Source organism: Shewanella sp. SM55, from assembly GCF_025654025.1.
Taxonomy (GTDB): domain Bacteria; phylum Pseudomonadota; class Gammaproteobacteria; order Enterobacterales; family Shewanellaceae; genus Shewanella; species Shewanella oncorhynchi.
In genome coordinates this window covers 12297-34554 of the sequence record NZ_JAKKRS010000023.1, presented here as the reverse complement: position 1 = coordinate 34554, position 22258 = coordinate 12297, and the positions used below count along the sequence as shown (strand labels likewise).

Genomic DNA, 22258 nt, shown 5'->3' with positions numbered 1-22258 from the left:
ATATGCCACGTCGTTCCATCCTGTCCGCCGCCGAGCGGGAAAGCCTGCTGGCGTTGCCGGACTCCAAGGACGACCTGATCCGACATTACACATTCAACGATACCGACCTCTCGATCATCCGACAGCGGCGCGGGCCAGCCAATCGGCTGGGCTTCGCGGTGCAGCTCTGTTACCTGCGCTTTCCCGGCGTCATCCTGGGCGTCGATGAACTACCGTTCCCGCCCTTGTTGAAGCTGGTCGCCGACCAGCTCAAGGTCGGCGTCGAAAGCTGGAACGAGTACGGCCAGCGGGAGCAGACCCGGCGCGAGCACCTGAGCGAGCTGCAAACCGTGTTCGGTTTCCGGCCCTTCACCATGAGCCATTACCGGCAGGCCGTCCAGATGCTGACCGAGCTGGCGATGCAAACCGACAAAGGCATCGTGCTGGCCAGCGCCTTGATCGGGCACCTGCGGCGGCAGTCGGTCATTCTGCCCGCCCTCAACGCCGTCGAGCGGGCGAGTGCCGAGGCGATCACCCGTGCTAACCGGCGCATCTACGACGCCTTGGCCGAACCACTGGCGGACGCGCATCGCCGCCGCCTCGACGATCTGCTCAAGCGCCGGGACAACGGCAAGACGACCTGGTTGGCTTGGTTGCGCCAGTCTCCGGCCAAGCCAAATTCGCGGCATATGCTGGAACACATCGAACGCCTCAAGGCATGGCAGGCACTCGATCTGCCTACCGGCATCGAGCGGCTGGTTCACCAGAACCGCCTGCTCAAGATTGCCCGCGAGGGCGGCCAGATGACACCCGCCGACCTGGCCAAATTCGAGCCGCAACGGCGCTACGCCACTCTCGTGGCGCTGGCCACCGTCACCGACGAAATCATCGACCTGCACGACCGCATCCTGGGTAAGCTGTTTAACGCTGCCAAGAATAAGCATCAGCAGCAGTTCCAGGCGTCAGGCAAGGCCATCAACGCCAAGGTACGTCTGTACGGGCGCATCGGTCAGGCGCTGATCGACGCCAAGCAATCAGGCCGCGATGCGTTTGCCGCCATCGAGGCCGTCATGTCCTGGGATTCCTTTGCCGAGAGCGTCACCGAGGCGCAGAAGCTCGCGCAACCCGATGACTTCGATTTCCTGCATCGCATCGGCGAGAGCTACGCCACCCTGCGCCGCTATGCACCGGAATTCCTTGCCGTGCTCAAGCTGCGGGCCGCGCCCGCCGCCAAAAACGTGCTTGATGCCATTGAGGTGCTGCGCGGCATGAACACCGACAACGCCCGCAAGCTGCCAGCCGATGCACCGACCGGCTTCATCAAGCCGCGCTGGCAGAAACTGGTGATGACCGACGCCGGCATCGACCGGCGCTACTACGAACTGTGCGCGCTGTCCGAGTTGAAGAACTCCCTGCGCTCGGGCGACATCTGGGTGCAGGGTTCACGCCAGTTCAAGGACTTCGAGGACTACCTGGTACCGCCCGAGAAGTTCACCAGCCTCAAGCAGTCCAGCGAATTGCCGCTGGCCGTGGCCACCGACTGCGAACAATATCTGCATGAGCGGCTGACGCTGCTGGAAGCACAACTTGCCACCGTCAACCGCATGGCGGCAGCCAACGACCTGCCGGATGCCATCATCACCGAGTCGGGCTTGAAGATCACGCCGCTGGATGCGGCGGTGCCCGACACCGCGCAGGCGCTGATAGACCAGACAGCCATGGTCCTGCCGCACGTCAAGATCACCGAACTGCTGCTCGAAGTCGATGAGTGGACGGGCTTCACCCGGCACTTCACGCACTTGAAATCGGGCGATCTGGCCAAGGACAAGAACCTGTTGTTGACCACGATCCTGGCCGACGCGATCAACCTGGGCCTGACCAAGATGGCCGAGTCCTGCCCCGGCACGACCTACGCGAAGCTCGCTTGGCTGCAAGCCTGGCATACCCGCGACGAAACGTACTCGACAGCGTTGGCTGAACTGGTCAACGCTCAGTTTCGGCATCCCTTTGCCGGGCACTGGGGCGATGGCACCACATCATCATCGGACGGACAGAATTTCCGAACCGCTAGCAAGGCAAAGAGCACGGGGCACATCAACCCAAAATATGGCAGCAGCCCAGGACGGACTTTCTACACCCACATCTCCGACCAATACGCGCCATTCCACACCAAGGTGGTCAATGTCGGCCTGCGCGACTCAACCTACGTGCTCGACGGCCTGCTGTACCACGAATCCGACCTGCGGATCGAGGAGCACTACACCGACACGGCGGGCTTCACCGATCACGTCTTCGCCCTGATGCACCTCTTGGGCTTCCGCTTCGCGCCGCGCATCCGCGACCTGGGCGACACCAAGCTCTACATCCCGAAGGGCGATGCCGCCTATGACGCGCTCAAGCCGATGATCGGCGGCACGCTCAACATCAAGCACGTCCGCGCCCATTGGGACGAAATCCTGCGGCTGGCCACCTCGATCAAGCAGGGCACGGTGACGGCCTCGCTGATGCTCAGGAAACTCGGCAGCTACCCGCGCCAGAACGGCTTGGCCGTCGCGCTGCGCGAGTTGGGCCGCATCGAGCGCACGCTGTTCATCCTCGACTGGCTGCAAAGCGTCGAGCTACGCCGCCGCGTGCATGCCGGGCTGAACAAGGGCGAGGCGCGCAATGCGCTGGCCCGTGCCGTGTTCTTCAACCGCCTTGGTGAAATCCGTGACCGCAGTTTCGAGCAGCAGCGCTACCGGGCCAGCGGCCTCAACCTGGTGACGGCGGCCATCGTGCTGTGGAACACGGTCTACCTGGAGCGTGCGGCGCATGCGTTGCGCGGCAATGGTCATGCCGTCGATGACTCGCTATTGCAGTACCTGTCGCCACTCGGCTGGGAGCACATCAACCTGACCGGTGATTACCTATGGCGCAGCAGCGCCAAGATCGGCGCGGGGAAGTTCAGGCCGCTACGGCCTCTGCAACCGGCTTAGCGTGCTTTATTTTCCGTTTTCTGAGACGACCCCAATATATCTGTTCCGTGCGATGACGTCCTGACAAATCCACCTAATTGCAATCACCGCGACGAATCACGTAGGGCCCTTTAATTTGGAAGTCTGAAACTCCAAATGGTCGAGCTAGTGTTAGTTTAGTGGGTCTGTGAGATCTTGAAGTTGAACTCGTTGTTATGTACTTCCAAATACTTTTCAAATCGATCACGATGCTCTTCGCTTAGCTCTTCAGAACAAAGTTCCTCACCACTTTGAATACCCAAACCTTTTAACAATGAAGTATCAAGCTTGGGTGATAACTGAGATATGTACTTCGAGCCCTTTTTTGTGAAGGTTAGCAAGTGCGCGTCAAAGAGTTTATCAATATGAGCACAGAGTAGGATACCATTTGCACCATCAAGCCTCTGCTCATCACTTTCGCATTTAGACCAAGGCACTATATGAGATGCAATTAACATCTCGCGTACCCTTGTAAGGGTTAATGCACAGCTCTCACCATTACCCCATGCGTTGATGACGTTTTGTCTAAATTGCCCTTGCCCAACACGAGAAAGTACTAAGCTTTCGCGCTCAGTCTTATCAGTAGTAGTACCGAATATATCATCGACGTCTTTTGCTACGTTGGGTAAAGGCATTTTAGAGTACTTTGCTTTATGGTTACCAACCGCATAGTAATCACCGCCAATAATATCGAGGGACATGTCAGAGACTTCTTCTATATACTCTTTTATCTTGGCGCTGCCTGTATCTGCGTAACCGTCGTTATCTTCATCCCATATTATTGGGAATATTCTTAATGAATAACCTTCATTTTCTACTAGTTTTATATACTCAAGAGCTTCGCCAAATGCATTAACCCTACACCCTTCGTTATTGAACTCCCAGCTCATTGAAAAAATCAACGCTCTGTCTCCGTTTGTATTGACATCCCACGCACCAAAATATACTTCCTTTTCTTCGTGATTCACAAAGGCCCAACCATACCGAGCATTGCGATTAGTTGCGCCGTAGGATTCCATAAATTTTTTGCGTGACATTCTCTACCTTACTTAGTAATTAGTTTTTCTTCGTGTAAATATAAATGTTGATTAGATTAATCGGCGTCAGTTCTTAACTTTTGACCAACATTACTTTTTGTATACCAAAGTTAACAGAAAATCTATGTTCATACTTTGGTCCATAACTTGTTTCGGGGCAACAGTGAGTTACATTGGGAAGTGTTCATTTTCATATGATTCAACTAATGAAATCCATTTTTCAAGCTCGGAACCTTCAGCAGTATTAGGTATTGCATCAAACAATCCTTCAATTTTCTTTAAAGCTGCACGATACTCATCATCAGAACTCAGAGGCGTCTCTTCGCAATAAGTAATAATCTCATACCCGACAGAAGGAGAATCAACCCTTGCCGCTAAGTCATCAGATAGTGGTGCGGTAGCGTCACATTTTGAGAGCAATATATTGATTTTAGTATTCTTCATTATCAATTCCTCTATTCGAATCGTCACAGTTACAGTAGCCACTCTGTAGTATGACTAAAAATTGGGTCTAAGCTATACTGACACGCTTTGAGGCATTAACGTGCTAATCCATCTACTGTCAGATATCAACACTTTATCTCTGGCAGACATTTCCATTTAGTCGTGTATTGCGGTGTGAGCAGGTCGCGGCGCATGGCCCATTTTTGCTCGATACCTTGGGCGGCAATGAATAAGGTGTCTGTGCCATAACGTTGATTGATGCAATCAAGGGTCTTCATTAACGCGGGCTTGGCTTTTGAGACATTGAATAAATCTAACTGGCCATGCTGGGTGCTGACCAAATCAATCAGACCTACACCGATTTTATAATAACGTACGCCGGCACGGAAAAGTTGAGATGCTGCTTGTGTCATACCTTGAGTGAGTTCAATGCTGCAATCGGTGGCACAAGCAAAGTGCACTAAGGTCTTAAAGCCTGTAGGGCGTTCATCGTAGGGAGAATTGCTGGCAAACAACAACATGGTTTTACAGCTTGAACCTTGCTTACGCGCTTTCGCTGCAGCAATCGCCACATGTTTACTTAAGGCTTGCAGTAAATCCTCATAATCGGTAATGCGTTCGCCCACACTACGAGTTGAGAATATTTGCTTCTTATCCGCCCTGGCCTCGTCCCACACTTTGCACGCTTGCCCATTGAGTTCACGCACAGTGCGTTCTATTTCAATACTAAATTGCTTACGCGCTAAACCTGCAGGGATTCTAGCTAAATCATAGGCGGTTTTTACGTTCATCAATTCAAGTTTTTTGCTTATCCTGCGCCCAATGCCCCAGACATCATTCACATTCATTGATTGTAAAATTGAAATCCTGTCTTGTTCATTATCAATCACACACACACCCTGATAGCCAGGTAACTTCTTTGCCGCATGATTGGCTGCTTTAGCCAGTGTGAGTGTTGAGCCTATGCCGACACAAACCGGTAAACGTGTTTCTTTCCAAACAGCTTTTCGAATCAACTGACCTTGGGTTTGTAAACACTTGATGGCGGGGTAACAATTTTTAAAGGAGAGAAAGCTTTCATCAATCGAATAGACATGCTGCTCTGGTGCAAATCGGCCAATGATATTCATCATCTTTGCGGATAAATCGGCATAGAGCTCATAGTTACTTGAACAAACAATGACACCTAATTTCGTGCACAAGTCTTTGACTTGAAAGTATGGTGCAAACTTAGGAACACCCCGTTCTTTCGCTTGCTTGTTTGCCGCTACGATGCAGCCATCATTGTTGCTCAACACAATCATTGGCTTACCACGCCAATCAGGTCTAAATACCTGCTCGGCACTGCAATAGAAACTGTTGGCGTCTACCAAGGCAAACATCAGATGTCCGCTAATAATGGACTTTGGCGATGACAACGAATAGAACGAATAACAACACCTTCAATGGTAAAGTTATCGTAGTCGTGAATAGGCTGAGGTTGGTGCTGTTCATTCGATGAAAGCAGCATGCGATGCGTTTTATCGAGGATTTTACATACAAATTCACCGTTGAAATTGGCAACAATCACATCACCATGACGCGCGGTTTCCTGACGGTCAACAATCAGTAAATCGCCATAAAAAATGCCCACTCCCTGCATTGAGTCACCTTTTGCGACACCAATAAAAGTCGCGCTAGGATGCACAACTAACAGCTCATCAAGGCTCAGACCCAACTGACTATATTCAGCTGCAGGGCTTTCGAAGCCAGTGATACCGGCACTGGCATAGATAGGGATAATACGCATAGTCAACACCACTGTTTTTATATACAGTGATTATAGGCGTTGTTAGGTAACTGGCAAGAATTATTGTGATGTTTCGATGTAACACCACTGGTTCTTTTCTTTATCAAACCCCACGTCAAAATTCACCGCGGTGGAGGCGTTTTTAGTTGAGTTTTTCTATAGATCTACACTTGGGGAATCCAGAGCAACCCCAAAATTGTTTCCCATTATTCTCACCACGCTTAGTTTCACGCAGAACCATTTCTGAACCACAACGCGAACATAGCTTTACTGGTTCTTTTGATGCGACCAGCTCTTTAATATACTTTCGATGCTTAAAGTCTGTAACAACACCTCTTTCAAGTTTAGTATTATTTATAATATCAATGAGTTGAATGTACTCTGCATCCGAAAAAACAGGTTGATCGATCTGCTTGATGTAGTTTAAACAGCCTCGTGCATAGGTGACATTTTCAGGCATATCCGTTTTGAACGTACTGTCACCAATGAATACTATTATTGAGTGCATTTTTGATGGGTCTATGTTTAACAATGATTCCAGCGTTTTAACATGCTTGTAATTCTGATGAAGGGGATTCTGAAACTTAGAAGAGTGACGATAGATTTTCTGAGTCCACTGTTTTTGATTTTTTGAACCAAAAATCCAACCTTTCATGTTCTTAGTTTCGATCACGAAAACACCAAACTTAGATACTACAATATTATCGATTTGGGTCGTACCATCTTCAGTTAGCAAGGTAACGTCTTTTACCAACGTATAATCTAACGTTGGCAACTGTGCCAGTAGTTTGTTTACCAGATATTAACCGAACACACCTTTAAACCACCGACTCTTAAAAAGCGAGATGATGAATAATAAAGGTATTAAATACCAAACTTGAACTAAAGCTTCCGACAGTAATCCGAATATATCCACGGAATTTCCTTATTCAACTAACGCCCGCCACAGGGGGGAGACTAGATACCTCCTGCGGCCCGATTAGCTGCTTTTATTTATGTGTTAGCTGCATAATACAACCTGCCTTCCTTATAAAGGGCTTATGGTTGATATATTAACTCAGCCTTTGCCCAAACAAGCGATTCCTCGATTATCCTCAGAAACTCTTTGCCATTAAATCCCAATGGATACAAAGAATAAGGCTCTGAAGATAAATGAACAGGTTTAACTGATGCCATAGACAATGTAATTTCTTTCTCTTGATTACATAAATAATGAGCATTGTCAGCCAATGCAATCAAAAGCTCTTCAACGCTTACTTTCATAAAACCAGCGAAATAGTCATGATCAAACTCGAGTGAAGTATCAGCAATCAAACCTTTAACTTTTGGTGTTTCAACCGTTAAACCTAAAATTTGTCTAAGTTCTTTATTTATGCCAAGATTATCCTTAAACGCTTCAACTTTTTTCCTTACCTGTATACCAGCTTTACGTAATGTACGATCCCGGTAATGAAATATCTCAGAGTGAGTTGTACGGTAGTATGTTGATTTCACTTCAATGATAAAGACAATATTATCTATGACACAAATTAAATCAATCTCACCTGCTTCAATCCCACTTGGAGTACTTGCAGTATAATTTCGTATCACATTGAAGCCACGGCCTTCGAATGCATCACCTAACTGATTTTCTATTCTTGTTGTTTCGTCTTTTAATGAACTGCGCAGATTGGCAAAACGTCGAAGATTATTCACTGCACTCAGCGAACCATACTGTGTAGACATCAACCAAGGAAGTTGAACACAATGACTGCCGATTTTAAAAACTGGTTTTTCGTAAAGTGGTTGTATCTTTTCAAACTTCGATTGGCGTAATTCAATACTGAGCTTTTTCATATCAAGGCACCAAAACTCTAAAATAGCCTCAGCAGCCTTAATGCTCCTTTTAGGTAAGTCTTTGGAAACAGTCCAACCGACAATATTATTAACTTTCTCTTTCCATAAAGACCAAGTTATAGGAAATCGATTTTGACCTATAGCGATCCCTTTTATTGCAACCATTCCAATGGCTTTTTGCCAATCACCTAGTTGAGCATGTTCATGATAGAACGATTCAATGTTCTCTTTGAAATAAAATACGACCATGAGCTCTAAAGATAGTAAAGCTTGGAATAAATTAACGTTAAACCCGTTATCGAGCTTAACAAACTCCTGAAAACCATATAGTTTCTGTAGTTCCAACTTACTTGCTAAGGCTTTTAAGTAAGCGATTTGATTGTTGTCATGGTGTTCAACAGAACCAATCTGTACACTGGCCATTCCTGCAGTAATAAATTCTTCCATTGCTATATTAAACCAGTAACCTTTAAGAAGTTGCTGTCTGTTCCCATTACGATCCCAATTATTAATTATACCTTCACCAAAACGCTCAAATATTAACCTTCCATTTGTTACTGAAAAATGTAATGAATCGTCAAAACAAAATGGATATACGCTTTGCGACAAAAACTCATCAAGTTCGACTTGTACTTGCATCAATTGACTAAACGTATTCAGTAATGAATCTGCAGCAGTACTGTCTTCATTAGATGGGAATACTAATGGGGCATGATACGCTTTTAGTGATTTACCAATTTTATTATCATTCAGATGGAAGTCAGTATCTGGTGAATGTCTTAATTTCCAATGTATTAACTCCGTAAGCGCTCTCAACTTTGAGTTTACACTTATCACACCACCGTCAAATGATATGGTTTGTTCTATTTGATATTTGAAAAAATATACAGAAGAAAATGACAAAAACTCGAATAAAGATATACCTTTAAATGGTTTGCTGTACTTTGCTATCAGCCCTATTCTATCTTCGTGAGCTTGTTGGAATTGATGACATGTCTCAATCAAACCTTCAAGTATATTTGGGTATTGGCTCGATAGCTGGTTAATTTCATGCCACTTAGTATGCTCTTTCTTAAGTACTATCTCAGATCTTCTGATCGCCGTTATGATGGTTTTTGGCGATTTCGCTAATACCATTGAGATAAACTTAGGATTAGCAGCGATGTCCTGTGCAAAATAACGGGCTAAGGCTAGGATAAAATCATCAGATCCAAACAGATGAGGTGGGAAATCATAAATGAATGTTGAATGCCAAAAGCAGTCTTCTCGATTAACAATCGACAAGCTTTTTTTAGCAGGCTTTCTATAGAGATAAACTTCTAGGACTTGCTGGTATGCAAATTCTTCATTCTGAAAGGCTTTGAATTGCAAAAAAAGCTTTTCAAAATAATTCTGTTTACGGTCTAACATCAAGGCATCCTTTCACAATATTATTAGGTAGAGATATCAAATAATTACCTTATTCATTAGGCTTAATCTGAAAATAGACGACTCAAGTTACTTTTTTAGTTACTCCAGAATTCAGATAATAACTGCGACACTCTAATTGAGTCGTAGAAGAAGCCAACGACTGAAAGTAGTACGCTTTATCTCGCCAAAGTAAAAGAGTATCACTATGAATTATCAGCAGTTGACCGAAGCAAGACGATACCAGATTTCCGAGCTTTTTAGGCTTTTAGAACAGGGCTTTTTGTACTGGTCAACTCAAACTGGACATTTTTAATTGAGAATTTTCAAATCTACAGGCGGCTGTTCACAATTAGCAGAATGAAGTCAGCTCCATGCTGTGCAGTAATATGCCTATCTACAATCAGCAAGTCACCATCATAAATCCCCTCAGTCAGCATCAAATCCCCCCTCGGTAATCTCCACATACGAAGCGCTAGGATGCTGCACAAGTCGCTCGTCAAGACTTAAGCTCAGCTGCAAGTGTCTCAAAACCACTGATCCCAGCATGCGCAGAGACTGGAATAAAAGGAAGAATATGCCCCTTAGAATACTGTATATAATCGCAGTAACCATATACAGTACTAACCGGTTAGCAAATTTTGAATGATTTAGTTATCAGTTAAGTGATTTTGGGATAAAGCTAGAACGAGATTTAAAAGCTCACTCTCATGTTCAACCTGATAGATCGTGAGATTATGGCCAAAGAAACGAGGAATTTGCACCCGAGCAACACCATGCGCTTCAAATAAATAGATGAAACGTTGAGCAGTATTAGTCACTAAAGGCTCTGGTCGATGCCATTTATTGAATCTATCTTTAAGTGCAAAAAATGCTTCAATATCACCTAATCCAGCCATGAATATTCATCCTTTAAGTTAGTCTATGGGAACAAGACTTTCAATGCTTTGCTCCACTCAGGCCTTGAAGCTGAACCAGATTTATCTAAATGCCACTTATGCCTTTTTAGTTGATGTTTAATTGTAGGCTCCCAAGTATCATCATCACCTGAACATGCCTCTAAAACTTGCTCGAATGAAAAAAGCATTTGGGCAACAAACCATTTATACCTTTCATAATCATCCTGATTCCTAGTGATGTCATTCTCATTTCCTCTAGCAAATGTTGTGTGCTCAAAACAAAGCTGAAGATAACTTTGATAAGTGGCATAGGCAGTTGCCCTGCGACTATCAGCTCTTGATGCATTAAGTTGTCGTTTAGCATAGCTAATAGCCGAAATCGCAATAAACGGAGCAGCAATAGTAGCCCAGTTAGCTAGTAACTGTGCATCTAGCACAGCGGCTAAACCTGTTTCATAACAAATCATTATTTCGTTCCTGCTGGTCTTGTTTTTCTAGGTTTGAATTGTTTGAGTTTTCTATTAAAAGCAGCAAGATCGACATCTGCTGTGTTTATAGATATTTGCCCTACACCATGGACATGGGAAATGAGTCTGTCATATTGCTCTTTAAAAGGAGCTTGTATTGTAGATCCACCGAATTGGCCAATATTTGATATAACAACATGTTGGTACATGTGCCATTGAAGTGCCGATGCCATATTATCGAACGTATTAACATCTTTGTTGTACGCAGAAATAACAAACATGTCAGTTTTATTCTTTAAATCAGCCGCTAAGCAAATATCTGTAGCATCATAACAAATAGAACCAGTTAACCTGAACGGTCCCTCTGAATGGCCATGAACCTCAATTATATGTTGGCAGGGCCTATAACCTTCAACCCCTAGATCAATTTCTTCATTCGTCATGTGATACTTTCCTTGATCACGCAATCTCCACTGTATTCCTGTATCCGTATAATCAGGAATTATCCACCTAGCTTTATTAACTATCTTCCCTTCGTATTCATGAAAAACAAAACCTGCAAAAACAATTGAGTTGGTTTTATATGCCAATGACCTTAACAAATCCTCATCTTTAGGGTGAACCGCAACCTCAGCGAACACGATCAAATCTGCTGCGCTTTCTCCCAATTTATCATCAGCCTTCAACTTGGCTTCAAGAGTTTGTTCTGTCAATCTGCAAATAGCGGCAAGATGCTCTCTATGAGCAGCCCGAACATTAGCATTATCAAGTGTTACATCGGACTTATGAAACTGTTCGCTTTTAGGCAATAGCTGTTGAACAGTAACCACCCTAAATAACTTATCCCCAAGATTTGGACGATTTACCACGGTTGTTAATGTTGGTATTTCCGAGGACTTACATATAGATCTATTCAATACTGCTAGCCTTGACTCTAAGCAGCCCTTAAAAGTTAGAATGTCTTCAATCCCTGTAATATCAAGCTCTTCTATGTGGGTAGAAGCAAAGCCAGGCCACTGCAAACCATGTTTTAGCAAATTAGTAAACCAGTCACTAATTGTTGCATAACAGCCTACTAATGACTCTGGGGAATGTAGCATCCCAATTTGCCTTTTAAACCAATTTGACCGTATCCCTTGATACCGTAATGCAATCACTTCAATATCATTTCTTTGAGTAAAGTCAGTATTACCCAGTGCAGCTGCACGTAGGAGGCTACAAACCCAATAGATAATTTTTTCATTGCTTAATATATCTTGATGACCTGCTAGCCACCCCGGTGAACCATACCTTGGATCCCTTCCTGCTTCTTTACTTTCAAATTCGCAAGTAACTCCTCTGGTATTTTCTTTCCATAAACCATTCCAGCTACCATTTGGGTCTAACTTAATCAATACTTCATGTGGTGACGCACCTAACGCAGAAGGGTTCTCTTCAACAAGGTTTATTAGGCCAATACCTAACTTAATTAATGAGTGTTCATATTTAAATGGGTTGTCACTGAAAGAACAAATCGATGATAGAAAATGACGTTTGCCACTTGGCACTGCTTCAATCAAAGGAATAGCCCACCTCAACCTAGTCAGTGTTTTAACCTCCTGTTTACGATGTAGCTCACGCCATATAGCGCTCCAAAACTCACCTCCATTTTTAGCAAAAGTTTCCAGTACATTTATTCTATCTTTATAACCCCCAAGGTGTTGAATAAGAAAAGCAGCATACGAATCAAACTGACCAGTAATTTGAGCTGCTAATTCAAAAAGTGCACTATCCTCAGACGTAAAATCAGTTAATACTGACCTCGACAACACTTTGTGGAGTCTAACCTGTTCTTTATTACAGGCTTTTCTATCCAAGTGAGGACGATTGATTGTTGCGAGAAAGAATAAAGCTTGGTGATATACATAAGGAGGCAGTTTAACCTTCATTGATAATATCTTTTGTGCATACATACTGATGCAATCAAGAAGGTCCTTGTATGAGGTTTCGCCAACTACTTCACCAAGCCTATGTATATCTGAAATACTTCTAAAAATATCTGCCAAGATATAAATCATGCAATACTTATCATGCGAAGCTTCTCTGACTGTGGCTCGCTTGAAAACCTCTGATAGTATACTTTCATATAGATTAACAGATGGGTAAACCTCCATAGCCTTACGAAATAAAATCATAACAGAAGGATCTTTCAACCAAGCATTAAGCATTTTTTTGGCTATAGCTATAGATTCATTATCAAAGGTCCTTTTCTCACTATCTAGCAATATTTTCTTCATGCTATCTAATGAACTTTTAAGCCTGTTTGCTGAAAACCGTCTTAAAGAGTCTATTCGAATTAAGCTGTCCCCTTCCCCCTCCCATGGAGCTAAAGAACTAAAAGAAGAAAGATCTTCGTTAGCCTCATATGTAAGAAGAGACTGTAATGCTGGTATATTTTGTTCAAGAGTCGTTCGATCTGCGACAGATGAAGAACCAATGTCAACCTGTATATCATTGACTCTATTAGCTAAACTACTCCAACTATCAACATCTGAAATTTCAAATACTTTAGTTTTCCTATTATTAAGCTCTAAAGTACAATTAGCAGACTCTTGCAATAATCCATTTATAAAATCATACATCAAGCTTTTAAGACTATTCTTATCTATTGATTCACCAGAAACAACTAATCGAAGGTCATCTACATATCGACAATAATCATGTATAAATACCTTAGAATCCGGTATTGATTTACCTAACTTACTACTAATTAAGTTATCAAATTCTATTAAGTATGCATTGGCAAATAACCCTGCTGATGCGAGACCTTGAGGAATACCGTCAAGGTTAGCCATATTTAACGTTCTAGCTAAAGTTGCTGCAGTTTCAGACCAATCCCAACTTAATGACTGTTGAGCTTTAGACCAAAATGACTGGTTATATTTATTAAAATCATTCCGGTAGTATTCAGAAGTGATAACTTTCAATTTTGAAATCAATAACTCAATACTGATATTATTGAAAAAATCAGATATATCTAAACTAACTATGAAAACTTCATCTATAGCACTAACTTGCTTCTGAGTTTCTCTTCCAACATAGCAAGCACGTTGTAAAAAAGTTTTATAGTCTATAGAGAATCTTCTATAAAATTCGCTGCCTCCCCACCTAAACCGAGCAGAATCACCTTCCCAGTCACAAGACAGCCGATTACCATAACTGTAAACTTTACCTTTTTGATGATCCGCATAGGTTTGCTTTCCTAGGCTACAATCTTTCTGCTTCGACTCCACAGCATCTGCCACGCACATCATGACTGCCGTTGCAACAGACTGGTCTCTGATTGATATATGAGCAAGAGGCCTCAAACTTGCGGTATTGTTCTCACAGGTTTCAGGCTGCCAAATATTATTACTTACATTCCAACCGCCAGACTTTGGAGCTGGTATTAATTCCAACGGATTACATGAAAAAGAACCATATCTAACATCATTTACCCATTCGTTTATCTTGAATTCGATATTTAAACAGGTCTTATCTAGCTCTAATAAATCAGCATACCAATTTGTAGTACGAACATAGTGTTGAGTTCTTTTCCAAGCTAAACCTAGAACATGAGGGTCATGCAAAAAATCAGCATTAGGTTTTAGATTATTATATTGACTCTTTAGTAGCTTCATTACTTTGTCTCTTCCTTGATAAGGAAACTATTCATATACTGTTACTGCAACACAGCCTGTTCGACGATGGCGTCGGTGAGGTGCAGTTGAGTGGTTTGGGCATCACTTAAACGGGCTTTGAGTTGGTCGCAAAGCGCCATTAACTCATCGACTTTAGCGACAATGCGGTGTTGTTCTGTGAGTGATGGCATTGTGAAAATAAGTTGCCCCAACTCTGTAGAATTGATATTTTTAACTCCAGATGTTGTTCTTATTGGCTTCTCAATTTGATCGCGTATATCTGTAGTTTTCATTACTAATGCTATGAATTTAGGTGATACAAACTCCAAAGGAAGTCTGGTTCGGACTAAATATCCGGCATAAGCAAAATCTTCAAGGTCTCTGTCAACAACTGTACAATTTCCGACTATTCCTAAGCTTCCATTTGACCTGATAAAAAGTAAATCCCCACTTAGCAGTCTTAAGTCTTCTTTTTCTTTATTTGTAAGTTTTGAGTACTTCAGGTCCTCGATACAAACAAAGCCTTTAACAACATTTGGTATTCTTAAAACTGCTTGTCCATCAATTCCATAATCAGATTTTTGTGAGGTTCCATATTTTAGATCGATAAAGACAGCGCCAAACCTGCACCACTCCCACCCATTCGGTAGTTCAAACGGTTTTTCTTCGTCGGTGATGGCAGGTAGTGGTTTCTGCTTTTTGATTTTTCCCTCTTTGATCAGCTGGGCTTTTTCTTTGGCGATACGCGCGAGTAGTTTGGCTGCTGGTTCGTCATTAGGGTCTTGTTTGACAAGCTTACCCATCACGGCAAGTTGGAGGATGGTTTGCTTTAGCGTATCGATGCTGGCACTAGTAGTGAATAAGGTGTCGAAGTGCTCGGCAACACGTTGCCAATCCTTATCAAAACTATTTGTAAAAGGCTGCGGTTCAAGGCTGGCATCAGATTGACTTGCAGTATTAGCAGCCGTTTGTGGCAGTGGCAGTAGCAGCGCATTGAGCAAGGTTTCGACTAAGGTTTGGTGTGCCGCAATGCTCGCTTCGGTTTGCGCTTCAAGGGCATCACACAAGCTCATCAACTCATCGACTTTAGCGACGATTCGGTGTTGTTCTTCGGTAGGAGGTACTGCGATAATTGTTTCTTTTACTTTATCTGCATTTAAGTTCATAACAACCGCTCCAGCGGCACTTTTCTTAAATGAACGAATAATAAATGGAGATGAAAGAAGGCTAAATAAGTAATTTTTATCTAACGGCTTAGGCGGACTAATCCTTAACCAGCCATCGTGTATACAACCTTCAATTTTAGTGATGTAAGGTCGGCCAAAACTCATTGAGTTAGTTAGAAGGAAATCACCTGGAAATACTTGTCGAGTTTTGGTTAAACCTTCAGGTCTAATTTTCTCAGCTGATTTAGTGATATATTTTCCTCCGATCTCAGTGTCACCAATTTTAATCCAATTTAAGCCATTAGATTCCTCAGTGATAAAGGACTTAATTGGTCGAGGAGATCCACCTCTTTCTATTTCACAGATATCACCAAAGAATGCCCACTCCCAACCATTCGGCAATTCAAACGGCTTTTCATCCTCACCAATCTCAAGCAACGGCTTTTGCTTTTTAAGCTTGCCCTCCTTCACCAATTGCGCTTTTTCAGCAGCAATGCGTTCTAGCAATACTGACGCGGGTTCATAATTCGGACTATTTCTCGCCTCGCGGCTGGCCTGTGGCACTAACTTACCGCGCACGGCGAGTTCTAAAATCAATTCACGCAGTTTTTTAATGCCATAAAGCGAAAATTTATTAGAACTACCGCGGCCTGCTGAGGACTTTTGCTCAATGGCGGTCGTCCAAATATCAAGGTGCGTGGTAATTAAATTTTCAGACGTTGGCGCAGATTCGATATTGCGAGCGTGAGCGTTTGGTATGGATAAATTAGCCATTACTTGCCCTCACCGTCTGATGATTGTGTAGGGGAAGATAATGCCGCAGACAAGATGCCTTTGAGTTGGTCACGCAAGGCTTGAATATCCGCTTGTTGTTTAGCGTAATCGGCTAACAAGGTTTGCGGGTCGTGGCTTACCACCTCGCCCACATGCGGGTTTTTAATATCAAGGTTGTAGTTACGGGTAATAATGTCGTCGATGGAGACTTTCCACGCTTGCTCGTTTTCGACCCGCGCTGCAAAACCATCGGCTTCATCGCCCCACCACGCGAGTTCTGTCTCAAACTCTTCGAACTTCATTGGCTTGGTTTTGTTGTAGTTTTTTACACCTGCTGGGTAGGGATGCTCGTAAAACCAGACATTTTTAGTAGGCATGCCTTTAGTGAAAAACAGGATATTGGTTTTAATGCCAGTGTAAGGATTAAACACACCGTTAGGTAAACGCACTATGGTGTGCAGATTACATTCTTCGAGCAGCATTTTTTTAATTTTGGTTTTAACGCCTTCACCAAACAAGGTGCCATCGGGCAATACCACGGCTGCGCGGCCGCCCTTGCCATTTGTTGCAGGGGCAAGCACTTCGATAATCAACTGCAGGAATAAGTCGGCGGTTTCGCGGGTTTGGAACTCGCTAGGGAAGTTTTTTTCAATCCCGTCCTCTTCGGTGCCGCCGAAAGGCGGGTTGGTGATGATGACATCAATATCTTCATCCCAGCTTGATAACGGTTTGTTTAAGGTATTGCCGTGTTTAATTTGCACCGGCACTTCAATGCCGTGCAGCATCATGTTGGTGGTACACAATAAGTGCGGTAATTGCTTTTTCTCTACCCCATGAATTTGCTGTTGCAGGGTTTGATGATCATCCGCTGTCTTGACGTAATTGGCTTTAACATGATCAAAGGCACAGGCCAAAAAGCCACCGGTTCCACAGGCCGGATCCATAATCGACTCGTTAAGCTTTGGATCTGTCACGGCCACAATAAACTTGGTGATGGCACGCGGAGTATAGAACTCGCCTGCATTACCCGCGCTTTGTAAGTCTTTTAAGATTTGCTCGTACAAATCACCAAACAAATGCCGCTCTTTTGAGTCAGTAAAATCGATTTCATTGAGTTTATTGATGACTTGACGCAGTAGCGTGCCGTTTTTCATGTAGTTAAAGGCATCCGAAAACGCCGCTTTTACCACATAACCGCGGGGATTTTTATCTATCGGGGCGGTGAGATTTTTAAGATCAGGGAATAGCTCATCATTCACAAATTCAAGCAGCTCGTCACCTGTGATCCCTTCGTTATCGGCAGCCCAATTGCGCCAAAGGTACAGGCTGGGAATGGGGGCATTATAATCGTCCTGCTCGAATTCCAACTCCTGCTCTTGAGCATCAAATATCTTAAGAAATAGCAGCCATGAGAGCTGACCGAGGCGCTGAGCATCGCCATCGACGCCGGCGTCTTTGCGCATGATGTCCTGAATAGATTTAATAACGGAGCTGATGGACATGAGAGAAATACCTAAATACCTAAAAATTATTGGGATAGTACCAAAATAGCAGCGTCAGTACACTGATTGAGAGCCACATTTGCGAGCATTAAAATAGGATTTAGTGAACGAAAAATCTCCTTACAGCAAATTGTTAATGCCATATGTCACAAAATCAGTCTCTCTAGGCAACAAAGCCTGTTCAAGAAATAAGACTTTGTGCTTAAATACGCGCTAAAACAACTCATTAACATGGACGAAAGTGAGCCACGATGATTATTGAATGCCCCCACTGCTATCACGATAACGAAATTGAATATGCAGAACATATCCGCTGTAAGAAGTGTGAGAAGGACTATAAAGGGTTCAGCTTTTCAAAACGCAAGTGGATTGCCACAGGGACGATAGTCGTTAGCGCTTTGTTCGGTGTCCATACAGGGAAAGAATACTTGTTTCACAATAACGCTGAACGCTATCCCATGGAGATAGAATATGCCTATCTGGACAGCTGCATTAACGCTAATGATAGCCTTCATACTATGAGTAGGTATCGGGATAAGCGCAAAGAGTGTTTGTGTGCTCTGGCTGAAACGCAAAAGCAAATCAGCTATGCTGAAGCAAGTAAAAACATTGATAACTTTAAGAAAATACTAATGATTAATGCCAGTAACTGTCGTTAAACGGTAATAAAAAAGCCTGCGGTTACAGGCAGGCTTCTTAATTCAGAGGTATTTAACGCTTAGGTGTATTTCCGCGGCCAGATCCAGATGGTTTTCCCGTTGTGCTTGGGTAATTAGGATTTTGACCTGTTTTGGGTGTAGCAGGTGCAGGTTTGGGTGATGGCTTGCTCATAACAGGCTCCTTATTTACCGGTTTTTTGATTAGTTGCTGCTGCACTTTGAGCACGGGATGAAAAAGAGCCTTTGTCAACTTGTCCACCGTTCTGCTTGGCGGTGCCTGACTGAATACGAGCAGCGGCTGCGGGTGTCATCGGGGTTTTATTGTTGGACATGTTCAATTCCTTTAATTGTGTAAGTAGTTAGGTTGTCTTCGCTAAGACACGGATAGAATTGCATAGGGACTAGGGACAAATGGGGACATTGCAGAAACAAAAATACATTAAAGAAATACTTACCAAGTTACAGCTGAGTATTCCGAACTTTGCCGGACTGCTGTACGAAGAACTCTATGTAGATGGATATGATACCTATGGGGTGAGAGATGCTGATGAAGAGCGCAAGTTTGCGGAAAAAATAAAGAAGCAGCTGAGCCGCCCAACTACCCCCGAAACGACGCTTAATCAATACCTTGAGATACTGGCCCAGCAACCAGGCTATGAAACCTTAAAGCTTGGATACGTACATAGCCGCTATGTGCCACATACCTGTTTAAGTGATGAAATGACCAAGGTCATGAGAAATATCTCTGCTGAGCTTGATGCCCGAGCAGAGCAAGAGTAAGTGATATTAACCTACAGATTGGTAGATTGCTGCTTCAAGCTCTCTGATAGCCTTATCGTAATCAGCGGTATCCCCAAAGCCTTTTTTAACAATTTCCATGGGGCGGCCTAGTTCAGTAAAGGGCGCCACCTTCAATATCTGACGGTTTTCAATTTCTTGCACGCCCACATCGGCGTATTTTATCAATAAATTCTCGAGTACGGCTTGGGCCGTGTCGGAATATTTAGTGAAATAATTGCGTTTTTTAACGTTATTAGCCCGTTCAGCGCGGGTTAACGGCGGTTGGTCGTACACGACATGGCAAATCATATCGAAGGGATCCATGTCTTTGCCCACTTCTTCCTCAAGTGCTGACCAAATAATTCCCTCTTGCGCCAGCTCATCGATGACCGCTTGTTTACGGTCAGCGTCATTCCAACGCCTGACAAACTCATCAAGCGAACTGAACTGTTTCGCCATGGTTTTACGGGTGTAATCCTTAAAGGATTCAGTGACCAGTTTGCCGTCGCTGTCGTAATACTGCACCCGCTCGGCAACTTTGCTGACTGTCACGCCAGATACGCGGTACTTGTTAACCTTACGAGTTTCGCCTTCGTCCCATTCACTTTCATCAAAGCTACCATCGCCTTGAGGATCATTTTTGGTGTTGTCTTGGCCGTCGCCTTGTTGCTCATCTTGAATGTCCCCCTGAACATCTTCCTCGTTTGGTTCATCATCAGCGGCATCAATATCCACGTCTTCATCTTCAATGTCTTCAGGCGTCACTTTAATGATTTTTTCAGGGGTACCATCAAAACGTTCGTCGGCAAATAACTCGGTTGCCTTTTTGAAATCCAGAATGGTAAACCATAACTTATTGTATTTATCATCTATTCGAGTGCCGCGACCGATGATCTGCTTAAATTTAGTCATGGATTGAATATTTTGATCGAGCACCACTAACTTACAGGTTTTCGCATCGACACCTGTGGTCATGAGTTCTGAGGTGGTCGCAATAACCGGATAGGCCTTTTTAGGGTTGATGAAGTTATCCAGCTGGGCTTTGCCGAGTTCATCATCACCGGTGATCTTCATAACGTATTTGTCATTTTTCGCCATTTGCTCAGGGTTAAGATTGGCAAGTGCGCGGCGCATCCGTTCGGCGTGATCAATATCGTTGCAAAAAACAATGGTTTTACCCATAGGATCGGTGCGTTTAAGGTAGTTAGTTATGGTTTCGGCCACCAACTGAGTACGCTCATCAATCACCATAGTGCGGTCAAAGTCTTTTTGGTTATAGATCCTGTCTTCAATCACTTCGCCATTGTTGTCGATTTGGCCCTTTGTGGGTCGCCAGCCTTGTAAGTCCACATCAATATCCACACGAACCACTTTATAAGGCGCTAAGAAACCATCGTCGATACCTTCTTTGAGCGAATAGGTGTAAAGCGGATCGCCAAAATAATCAGAATTAGAGACCTCATCGGTTTCTTTTGGTGTTGCGGTTAAGCCCACTTGTGCGGCACTGCTGAAATACTCCAGAATTTCGCGCCAAGCGCTGTCGTCACTGGCACTGCCACGATGACATTCATCAATAATGATCAGGTCAAAAAAGTCTGGAGCGACTTGTTTGAACGCTTTTTGACTCTCATCAGGGCCAGTCAGTGCTTGATAAAGTGCTAGATGGATTTCATAAGCAGGATCGACTGTTCGGCCAGTAATTTTGGTCATCGATGTGCCAAAGGGCTGAAAATCGTTTATGCGAGTTTGATCGACCAAAATATTACGGTCAGCGAGGAATAAAATGCGTTTCTTGGCACGGGATTTCCATAACCGCCAAATGATTTGAAACGCTGTATAGGTTTTACCTGTGCCCGTTGCCATCACCAGCAATACCCGATCTTTACCCGATGAGATAGCTTCAACGGTTTTATTGATGGCTTGCAACTGATAATAACGCGGGTGCTTACCCGTGCCGTCATCGTAATAGGCTTCATTAATAATAGGTAACTGCGCTGCGGTATAACCTTTCCAAATACAGTATTTGGCCCAAAGTTCTTCAGGACTAGGAAAATCTTCTAAACGGATTTCGGATTCAAGGTTGTGAGCATCTGGCGTGCCTGGGCTGTTTGTGATGGCATGGGTCTTGTCATGGAAGATAAAACCATCACCGTTAGAGGCAAAAACAAAGGGAACATCGAGCAAATGAGCATAATCGAGTGCTTGTTGTATGCCCTTACCGACTTCATGCTTATTCGCTTTAGCCTCAATAACCGCCAGCGGCATACTCGGTTTATGGTAGAGCACAATGTCGGCTGACTTAACTGTTGTGCGCATGCCCATTTGACCCCGCACAATCACCTTACCATCACGCAACTTCACCTCCTGGCGAATTTGCGTCATATCATCCCAACCAGCATTTTTTACCGCAGGCATGATGAACTTTGTGATGATATCTGTTTCGGTTAACTTTGCTTTATTGATGTTCGCGTTATGGTTGACCATTACTAATCCAATTCCCTCTAGATAGATAACCGAATACTTAGATTGTGGAGTTTGCCACAAAGTCCTTGAGTGTCCTAAGATTTGAACGGCAATGACCTGACAATTTGTTTATTTTGTGTTTTATATCAAAACCAAACTATGAGGATGAACTTACTTATTGATAGGAGGAAAAGGGTGACTCGGGGTGAAATATTAATAAGTTTAAACGATAGCGGAAGTGATTATTTTTGATGAATGCGTCAAAGGTGTGCAACCAACTCTCGAGTTCAGCACCATGGTACGACACTAAGCAATTGAGTAATTTGTACAGCTTAAACCAAAGAGTAATGCCTCTTTGCCTAAATTAGAATGTCGCGGTTATTATCTGAATTTTGTGGTGGCGA

16 protein-coding genes are annotated in these 22258 nt (G+C 43.8%); 3 read left to right on the top strand and 13 right to left on the bottom strand.

The annotated features are described in order from the left end of the window. Positions 1–2: 2 nt before the first annotated feature. Positions 3–2954: a Tn3-like element TnAs3 family transposase gene (locus tag L5L91_RS21935; protein WP_015344976.1), complete on the top strand. Its 2952-nt coding sequence runs from the start codon at positions 3–5 to the stop codon at positions 2952–2954. Between the two features lie 155 nt (positions 2955–3109). On the opposite strand, the gene L5L91_RS21930 is transcribed toward L5L91_RS21935, so the two are convergent. From L5L91_RS21930 to L5L91_RS21880, 11 genes are all read right to left on the bottom strand, one after another. Further along, positions 3110–4009 carry an HNH endonuclease gene (locus L5L91_RS21930; RefSeq protein ID WP_263237760.1) on the bottom strand — a complete coding sequence of 300 codons (900 nt, stop codon included), beginning with the start codon at positions 4007–4009 and terminating at the stop codon, positions 3110–3112. Positions 4010–4177: 168 nt separating this feature from the next. Then, complete coding sequence (locus L5L91_RS21925) at positions 4178–4453, bottom strand: transcriptional regulator (RefSeq protein WP_014357986.1); 276 nt, start codon at positions 4451–4453, stop codon at positions 4178–4180. A 125-nt stretch (positions 4454–4578) separates the two neighbouring features. Continuing rightward, positions 4579–5835, bottom strand: coding sequence for a Y-family DNA polymerase (locus L5L91_RS21920; protein ID WP_263237759.1), 1257 nt, complete (start codon positions 5833–5835; stop codon positions 4579–4581). Continuing rightward, positions 5835–6242, bottom strand: coding sequence for a LexA family protein (locus tag L5L91_RS21915; RefSeq protein WP_263237756.1), 408 nt, complete (start codon positions 6240–6242; stop codon positions 5835–5837). The genes L5L91_RS21920 and L5L91_RS21915 overlap by 1 nt, the downstream gene beginning before the upstream one ends. 142 nt (positions 6243–6384) lie before the next feature. After that, positions 6385–7041, bottom strand: coding sequence for an NERD domain-containing protein (locus L5L91_RS21910; protein WP_411569331.1), 657 nt, complete (start codon positions 7039–7041; stop codon positions 6385–6387). 239 nt (positions 7042–7280) lie between these two features. Next, complete coding sequence (locus L5L91_RS21905) at positions 7281–9488, bottom strand: nuclease-related domain-containing protein (protein WP_263237754.1); 2208 nt, start codon at positions 9486–9488, stop codon at positions 7281–7283. Positions 9489–10135: 647 nt separating this feature from the next. Beyond that, a complete protein-coding gene (locus L5L91_RS21900; protein ID WP_263237753.1) occupies positions 10136–10384 on the bottom strand; it encodes a hypothetical protein in 249 nt (82 codons plus the stop codon). 23 nt (positions 10385–10407) lie between these two features. Continuing rightward, the gene (locus L5L91_RS21895; protein ID WP_263237751.1) at positions 10408–10851 is read right to left on the bottom strand and encodes a hypothetical protein; all 444 of its coding nucleotides are present in this window, start codon (positions 10849–10851) and stop codon (positions 10408–10410) included. Then, on the bottom strand, positions 10851–14510 hold the full coding sequence (locus L5L91_RS21890; protein WP_263237750.1) for an RNA-directed DNA polymerase: 3660 nt from the start codon (positions 14508–14510) through the stop codon (positions 10851–10853). The genes L5L91_RS21895 and L5L91_RS21890 overlap by 1 nt, the downstream gene beginning before the upstream one ends. 41 nt (positions 14511–14551) lie before the next feature. Further along, positions 14552–16450, bottom strand: a complete 1899-nt coding sequence (locus L5L91_RS21885; RefSeq protein WP_263237748.1) for a restriction endonuclease subunit S — start codon at positions 16448–16450, stop codon at positions 14552–14554. Continuing rightward, a complete protein-coding gene (locus L5L91_RS21880; protein ID WP_263237746.1) occupies positions 16450–17952 on the bottom strand; it encodes a type I restriction-modification system subunit M in 1503 nt (500 codons plus the stop codon). The genes L5L91_RS21885 and L5L91_RS21880 overlap by 1 nt, the downstream gene beginning before the upstream one ends. 251 nt (positions 17953–18203) lie before the next feature. On the opposite strand from L5L91_RS21880, the gene L5L91_RS21875 reads away from it, so the two are divergent. After that, positions 18204–18611, top strand: a complete 408-nt coding sequence (locus L5L91_RS21875; RefSeq protein WP_263237745.1) for a hypothetical protein — start codon at positions 18204–18206, stop codon at positions 18609–18611. Between the two features lie 182 nt (positions 18612–18793). Here the strand turns inward: L5L91_RS21875 and L5L91_RS21870 are convergent, their stop codons facing one another. Next, positions 18794–18943: a hypothetical protein gene (locus tag L5L91_RS21870; protein ID WP_220733689.1), complete on the bottom strand. Its 150-nt coding sequence runs from the start codon at positions 18941–18943 to the stop codon at positions 18794–18796. Between the two features lie 79 nt (positions 18944–19022). Here L5L91_RS21870 and L5L91_RS21865 point away from each other — a divergent pair, with 79 nt between their 5' ends. Then, positions 19023–19391, top strand: coding sequence for a hypothetical protein (locus tag L5L91_RS21865; RefSeq protein WP_263237744.1), 369 nt, complete (start codon positions 19023–19025; stop codon positions 19389–19391). Positions 19392–19397: 6 nt separating this feature from the next. Here the strand turns inward: L5L91_RS21865 and hsdR are convergent, their stop codons facing one another. Next, positions 19398–21875, bottom strand: coding sequence for an EcoAI/FtnUII family type I restriction enzme subunit R (hsdR, locus tag L5L91_RS21860; RefSeq protein WP_263237743.1), 2478 nt, complete (start codon positions 21873–21875; stop codon positions 19398–19400). Positions 21876–22258 lie beyond the last annotated feature (383 nt).